This is a genomic window from Candidatus Streptomyces philanthi (genome assembly GCF_059553635.1).
The window spans coordinates 20,687-27,329 of sequence record NZ_JCANQV010000047.1; the positions used below are offsets into that span (position 1 = coordinate 20,687).

The following is a 6,643-nucleotide window of genomic DNA, read 5'->3' on the forward strand; positions in this document are numbered from 1 at the left end:
CCGCGACGGGGCTTCCTGCCGTGCGGGACGGCGGAATGCGCGGGGAATTCCTGTACGGCCGCACCTCGATTCGACCATCCTGTACGGGGCCCCGCAACGCGGGAGCGGACCGGTACCGGGGCCTCCCGTCCCGTCGGGCCCGGGACCGCCCTCAGCGGGCAGCAGCCAGGCGCTACCGGAGCGTGCCGGCGACCACGGAGGCCGCGTCCGCGAGCAGTTTGTCCTCCGGTTCGGCGTTCTTCTTGTGGCGGTTCGTGAGGATCGACATGACGATGGGGGCGCCGTCCGGGGGCCACACCACGGCGATGTCGTTGCGGGCACCGTAGAAGAAGCCGGTACCGGTTTTGTCGCCGACCACCCAATTCTTGGGCACCCCTGCCCGGATGGTCCCGTCCCCGGTGGTGTTGTTCCGCAGCCATTCCGTGAACTGTGCGCGTTCGGGCTTGCGGAGGGCGTCTCCGAGGACGAATGCGCGCAGGTTCCGGGTCATCGCTCTGGGCGTGCTCGTGTCGCGCTTCTCGCCCGGGACCCAGGTGCTCAACGCGGGCTCCGTGCGGTCGGCCCGGGTGACGTGATCGCCCATGTCCTTCAGCGCGGATTCGAGGGCCTTGGGACCGCCGATCTGCTGGAAGAGCAGATTCGCGGCGGTGTTGTCGCTGTAGCGGATGGCGGCGTCGCACAGTTCCTTCAGCGTCAGCCCGCCGGCCTTGACGTGTTTCTCGCTCACGGGAGAGTTGGGGACCAGATCCTTCTCGGAATAGGTGACCGCCTTGTCCATTCCCTTCAGCCGGTACGTGCGCAGCACGGTACCGGCGAGCATCGCTTTGATCGTGGAGTTGTAGGCGAACCGCTCCCCGTCGCGGTAGGCCACTTCGCGCCCGGAGCCGGTGTCGACGGCATGGACGCCCACGCGCGCGTCGTACTCACGCTCAAGTTTCCTGAACTCGCTGACGTACGTCTTCTCCCCGGCCTCAGCCGGCTTCTTCCCGCCCGACGAGGAATCGCCCTGCCCGCAGCCGGCGAGCGGGACGAGGACGGCGAGCGCGGCGAGGGCGGCGAGGGCCGCGCGCCGGGAACGGGTGTGCTGCATGGTCCGGACCTCCGTGTCGTCCCCCGGCGCACGGGCGCGCGGGGGCAGCGGCGACCGGGCCCGCGCGGGGCCTGGTCGTGCGTGATGCGGCCACCTTCGTCCGCGGCCGGTCATGCGGTCCAATACGCTCCCGCGCGCTTTCATGCCGATCCGGCATAGAGTGCGGGCGTGGATCTCGTAGGGGCGTGCCGGGCATTCGTCAGTGTGAGTGAGCGCGGTGGTTTCACCGTGGGGGCGGCCGCTGCCCGGATGTCCCAGTCGGTGGCCAGCCGGCGCGTCGCGGCGCTGGAGGAGCGCTTCGGTGAGCGGCTGTTCGAGCGCACCTCACGGCGGGCCGTACTCACCCCGTTCGGCCAGGACATGCTGCCTGTCGCCCGGCAGCTCGTGCAGGCGGCGGACGTGTTGCTGCACGAGGCGGAGGCCGCCAAGCGCAAGCCCTGGCGGCTCGCGGTGCCCGGCGTGTGCTCCACCGCGCACCTCGCCCGCCTGGTCGCGGAGGCGCGCGGGCACGGCATCACCCTCGATCTCCGCGTCACGGCCCCGGCCCAGCGCAGGGAGCTGCTGTACGCGCGGCAGGTGCGGGCCGCCCTGCTCGCGGTGCCGGCGGACGAGGCGACATGGTGCGTGCCGCTCGGGCTGGCCGGCGTACGCGACCTGGGCGTGAAGCGCGTCTACCTGGAGACGCTGCGCGTCTCACGGGCCGCCTCGGGACCGGCCCGCCGCGTCTGGATCCAACCGGAGGACGACGTACCGCACATCCGCGACCCGCTGACGCGGCTGCGCGACGCGGTCGGTCTGCGTCCCGCGCAGCTCGTCACCGCGACCGGGCTGACGGCCGCGGCGGCGGAAGTCCTGGCCACCCGCGACCTGTTGCTGTGTTCTCCCGCGCAGGCCGCCGAACTCGGCCTGCGCTGGCGGCCGCTCGGGGAGATCGATCTCCGCAGGGGTTTCGCGCTCGCCGCCGCCGCGGACGGCAATCCGCGGCACCTCGAAGCACGGCTGGGTGACGCCCTCGCCCGCTGCCTCGGCGCGGAGGACCACGCCGAAACACCCAGCGCCCCCGGAACGCCCCGCGCCCCCGGAACGGACGCGCGCCGCAGCGCCGGCGCCGGCCTCCGCCCGGACAGGGCCGCCGCCGGGACGGGCACCACGCAAGAGGCGACGTCATGAGCGGCATCAGCGGCACGAGCGCCGAGGCGCTGCTCGGTGACGTACGCGAGCAGCTGCGCGACGGTGGTCTGCGCGCCTGCCTGCTGGTGCGGGACCTCGGTACCGGCGACGAGCTGGGTATCGAGCCGGACACCCAGCTGCCGTCCGCGTCCCTGGTCAAGGTCCCGCTCGCGCTGGCGACGGCGGAGCGCATCCGGCGAGGGGAACTCGACGGAGCGACGCCGCTCGACATCGAGCCCGGCCGGATCTCCACCCCTGGTCCCACCGGCCTCAGCCGGTTCCGCCACCCCGCCCGTATCGCGATCGACGACCTTCTCTACCTGAGCACATGCATCAGTGACGGCACGGCGGCCGACGCGCTGTTCGGCCTCACCCCGGCCGACCGGGTCACCGGCATCCTCCACGAACTCGGCCTGCACGGCATCACCGTCCGGCACGGGATGCGTGAGCTGTCGGAGACGCCCGCCGAGCGTTTCGACGCCGAGCAGACGCATCTCGCCCAGGCCCTCGCCATCGACGCCGGCACCGCCGGGCGCGGACACCGGGTACCGCAACTGGACACCACGCGCGCCAACACCGGCAGCGCACGCGCCTTCGTCGACCTGCTCCAGGCCCTGTGGAACCCCTCGGCGATCCACCCCGACGTGGCCGCCCGCATACGCGATCTCATGGCCCACAACCTGCTCCGGCAACGGCTCGCCCCGGACTTCAGCTCCGACGCCACCGTCTGGTCCTCCAAGACCGGCACCCTCCTCAATCTCCGCCACGAGATCGGCGTCGTCGAGCACTCCGACGGCCAGGCGTTCGCCGTCGCCGTCCTCACCGAGTCCCTCGTACCGGCCGGCGTCCAGCCCGGCGCGGAAGCCCTCATGGCGCAGGCCGCCCGCACGCTGCGCGATCATCTGCGGCAGCTTTAGGTTCTGTCGCGCGCGACGGGCACGCGCCACCGGCCGCGACGGGGGCGGCCGGCCGGTCTCCGGCGTTCCTCCAGGAGGCCCGCTGCCGGAGCGGAAGGCCCGCCCCCGGAGCCGCTCACTCACGCGGGCGATTTGCTGCATTCGACGGAAGTGCACGGGCATTCGCCTGGAAAGAGTGGTTGAACGTTGATCATCTGGAGGTGGCCGGCATGGGTGAGGAATCGCGTTCCGAGGCGGCGGGCGTCTACGAGCCCCCGGTTCTGGTGGAGGTCGGGGACTTCGCCGAGGAGACGCAGGGGGGTGGCTTCCAGACCCCGGAGTCCGGTGGCCCGAGCTACTGGGGAGCTTGATGGCACGGTGCCGTGGCGGGTGCTGGTTCGTGGTCCTTCCGGACCGCGAAGCGGCGTCCGCCGTCGCCGGTCGCTTGGCCCGCGCCGTCTGTCACGTGGTGACGCACACGTCCGGCCGTCCGTGGCTGACGGGCTGCTGGGACGGGGACCAGGTGACGATGTCCCGGGTCGGCGCGGTCCGGTTGGCGGTGGCCGGCCGTTCTTCCCTGACGCCCGCCGACATGGCGGTGCGCGGCGCGTCGGTACGGGCCGTGCCGGACGTGGAGTCGGTGGTGGCCGGGGCCGCGGGCGCCTTCCATCTGCTGGCGTCCGTCGACGGCCAGGTCTACGCCCGGGGCACCCATGTGGGGGATCGCAGGCTCTACCGGGCCGAGGTCGGCGGGGTCACGGTGGCCGCCGACCGGGCGCGGACGTTGGCGTGGCTGACCCGCGCGCGTCCGGACGCGGCGCGGGTGGCCGGCCGCCTGGTGCTGCCCCACCTGCCGTATCCGCTGGAGCAAGCGGCGATGTGGCGGGAGGTGACGACCGTCCCTCCGGGGGACGCACTGCGTCTGACGCCGGACGGCCGGGTGCGCACCGAACGGTGGTGGCGGCCGCCGCCGTCGGACCTGCCGGTGGATCAGGCGGCACCGCTGCTCCGCGACGCGTTGCGGCACGCCGTCGCCGCACGCGTGCGCCCCGGAGAGGTGTGGGGCGCGGACCTGTCCGGAGGACTGGACTCCACCTCCCTGTGTTTTCTGGCCGCCGAGGCCGGCGCCCGGCTGGTGGCCGTCACGCTGGGATGGTCCGCTCCGGGCAATCAGGACCCCCGCTACGCACGGCTCGCCGCCGCGGCCCTTCCCGGCATCACCCACCTGGTGTTTCCCTCCGCCACCCTGCCCGGCCACTTCACCGGCACGGACCGGCCGTCGGAGCCCGGCGACGCGCCCAACGGCCTGCTGCGCGACCGGGCCGTGCAAGAGCGGCTCATCGCCGTGCTGCACGCGCGGGGTGCGCGGCGGCGGCTGTCCGGCCACGGCGGGGACCACGTGGTCACCCCGCCCGCGGCGTACCTCCACCCGTTGGTGCGGCGGCGTCCGCTGACCGCGCTGCGTCACGTCGCCGCGCACCGTGCCCACGGCCGGTGGCCCCTGCGGGCGACCTGGCGGAGCCTGCTCTCCCGGCAGACGGCGGCGAAGTGGCTGGCGGAACAGGCCGGTTCCCTTCCCACCGTCGGCCGTGGCCCCGAGCCCGGGTGCGGGTGGCACCCCTCCCTGGCACTGCCGCCATGGGCCACCCAGCCGGTGCGGGAACTGATGGCCGAGTCGCTGAGGCAGGCCGCCGGCACCACCGGACCACTGGCCGCGGACCGCGGGACCCATGCGTGGATTCACCGGGCCCGCCAGGCCGGCACCATCGCCACCTACTTCACCCTCTGGTCCCGCGAGCCCACCCCGCTGCCGCTCGATACGCCGCTGTGCGACGACGCGGTCGTCGACGCCTGCCTGCGCGCACGGCCCGAGGAAGCCGGTCATCCCGGCCGTTACAAGCCCCTGCTGACCGCCGCCATGCGCGGCATCGTCCCCGAGCGGATTCTCGCGCGCACCACCAAGGACCATTCCACCGACGAGTGGCTGGCCGGTCTCACCGCGCAACGCCACGTCCTCGGCGCATGGGCCGAGGACTCCCTGCTCGCCGCCCTGGGGCTGGTCGACCCCGCCCCGCTGCGCCACGCGGTGCTCTCCCCGTCCCTGCTGGCCAGAAGCGCGGCCGAACTCGAATACACCCTCGCGACCGAGGCGTGGCTGCGCGACCTCGCCGCGCATCCCGTCCCGGCCCACATCACGGAGCATCCCTGTGGCCCCACCGAACCCGTTCCTGTGCCTGCGCCCTGACGTCACTGCCTGCCGCACCGACACCGGGATGGTGCTGCTCGACGAACGGGCGGGACGCTACTGGCAGCTGAACACCACCGGAGCGAGCGTCCTGCGCTCCCTGCTGGACGGAATCCCGCCCGCCCGCATCGCCGACGGCCTCGCCGCCACCGGCCTCGTCGCACGCGCGAGGGCCGCTGCCGACGTGGACGCCCTCATCGCGCAACTCTCCGCCGCCCGCCTGGCCGAACCGGCCCCCAATACCCTGCACACAGAAAGTGCCTTCCGCTTGGACCGACAGAACCCCTCGACAAGGTTCATCGTCCCAGCTCAGAAGGCACTTTCGTGTTTCCTCCCCGCTTCCGGCCTCATCTCAACAACGGCGAGGCTAAGGATGAAAAGGGATCGGGCAGGGGAGGCGTCGAGCACTACTCCGGCGTGTCCATGTAGTACAGAACACCGAGAGCGTCGAGGAGTTTCGCGGCACGCCCGTGGAATCCGGCGACGAAGGAGCCGGGCGGCAGCTTGAACTCGAAGGGGTCTCCGCCCGATCCGCCGAACGGCCCATAAACGCCGCGGTTCGTTTCGAAGCTGATCTGGTCGACGACTTTGTCGCTGCGCCCGAAAACCCGGACGATGCGCTCGCCGTCCTGCAAATCGATCTGATGCTCAGTGCCGCCGTCGCCTCCGTGCCTCACGCCGGTTTCGAGGGATCCGTCTTGAAGCGCCCAGGTGGACTGGATGCTGTCGACCACACGTGCGGCTCTGACGCGAATGGACTTGAGGGTCTTGGCATCGTGGGCCGGGTCCCGGAACTGGTCTCCGCCAGAGCCGCCGAACACAGGGCCGTCGATGATTGCGCGGGCCTCGATCGTCAATTCGGATCCTTACTCTCGCGGGGTTACGACCGACTTCCGAAACCATATTGCTCTCGGCTTCACAAGCTCCGGAACGCCACACCGGGCACCAACCCGTCGTGAACGAATTCCAGTGCGACTCCCAGCGCAGAGAGTCTGGGCAGGAGCGCGCCGTATCCCCGTTGCGGGGAGTCCGTCGGGACGATTTCTCCGGCGTGGCAGCGAGGGGTGCGCAGCGCGGTCTGAGTGAAGCTTGGGACGAGAACCGATACCCTGCACGCAGAAAGTGCCTTCCGCTTGGACCGACAGAACCCCTCGACAAGGTTCATCGTCCCAGCTCAGAAGGCACTTTCATATTTCCTCCCCGCTTCCGGCCTCATCTCAACCGAAACGGCGAGGCTAACGG

Annotated in this window: 7 protein-coding genes; 5 read left to right on the forward strand and 2 right to left on the reverse strand. The window is 71.8% G+C overall.

Going from position 1 to position 6,643, the window contains the following annotated elements:
• Positions 1-172 precede the first annotated feature (172 nt).
• Positions 173-1,090, reverse strand: coding sequence for a class A beta-lactamase (bla, locus tag AC51EU_RS08640; protein ID WP_496266115.1), 918 nt, complete (start codon positions 1,088-1,090; stop codon positions 173-175).
• A gap of 168 nt (positions 1,091-1,258) precedes the next feature.
• Between bla and AC51EU_RS08645 the strand changes: the two genes are divergently transcribed.
• The 5 genes from AC51EU_RS08645 to AC51EU_RS08665 all read left to right on the forward strand — a co-directional run bounded on the left by AC51EU_RS08645 (position 1,259) and on the right by AC51EU_RS08665 (position 5,909).
• Positions 1,259-2,260 (forward strand): LysR family transcriptional regulator, encoded by a 1,002-nt coding sequence (locus AC51EU_RS08645; RefSeq protein ID WP_496266117.1) that lies wholly within the window; start codon positions 1,259-1,261, stop codon positions 2,258-2,260.
• Positions 2,257-3,177, forward strand: coding sequence for a serine hydrolase (locus tag AC51EU_RS08650; RefSeq protein WP_496266118.1), 921 nt, complete (start codon positions 2,257-2,259; stop codon positions 3,175-3,177). Before AC51EU_RS08645 ends, AC51EU_RS08650 begins: the two co-directional genes overlap by 4 nt.
• A 209-nt stretch (positions 3,178-3,386) precedes the next feature.
• Positions 3,387-3,527 (forward strand): keywimysin-related RiPP, encoded by a 141-nt coding sequence (locus AC51EU_RS08655; RefSeq protein ID WP_496266120.1) that lies wholly within the window; start codon positions 3,387-3,389, stop codon positions 3,525-3,527.
• 98 nt (positions 3,528-3,625) lie between these two features.
• Entirely contained in the window at positions 3,626-5,401 is a 1,776-nt protein-coding gene (locus AC51EU_RS08660; protein ID WP_496266121.1) for an asparagine synthase-related protein, read from the forward strand.
• Positions 5,402-5,429: 28 nt separating this feature from the next.
• A complete protein-coding gene (locus tag AC51EU_RS08665; protein ID WP_496266122.1) occupies positions 5,430-5,909 on the forward strand; it encodes a lasso peptide biosynthesis PqqD family chaperone in 480 nt (159 codons plus the stop codon).
• On the opposite strand, the gene AC51EU_RS08670 is transcribed toward AC51EU_RS08665, so the two are convergent.
• Complete coding sequence (locus AC51EU_RS08670) at positions 5,809-6,258, reverse strand: jacalin-like lectin (protein ID WP_496266123.1); 450 nt, start codon at positions 6,256-6,258, stop codon at positions 5,809-5,811. The two genes, AC51EU_RS08665 and AC51EU_RS08670, sit on opposite strands and share 101 nt — an antisense overlap.
• Between the last annotated feature and the right edge of the window lie 385 nt (positions 6,259-6,643).

Excerpts from the sequence above, each read along its gene's own strand:
- bla (WP_496266115.1), bottom strand. The coding sequence starts at position 1,090 with ATGCAGCACACCCGTTCCCGGCGCGCGGCCCTCGCCGCCCTCGCCGCG.
- AC51EU_RS08650 (WP_496266118.1), top strand. The coding sequence starts at position 2,257 with ATGAGCGGCATCAGCGGCACGAGCGCCGAGGCGCTGCTCGGTGACGTA.
- AC51EU_RS08655 (WP_496266120.1), top strand. The coding sequence starts at position 3,387 with ATGGGTGAGGAATCGCGTTCCGAGGCGGCGGGCGTCTACGAGCCCCCG.
- AC51EU_RS08665 (WP_496266122.1), top strand. The coding sequence starts at position 5,430 with ATGGTGCTGCTCGACGAACGGGCGGGACGCTACTGGCAGCTGAACACC.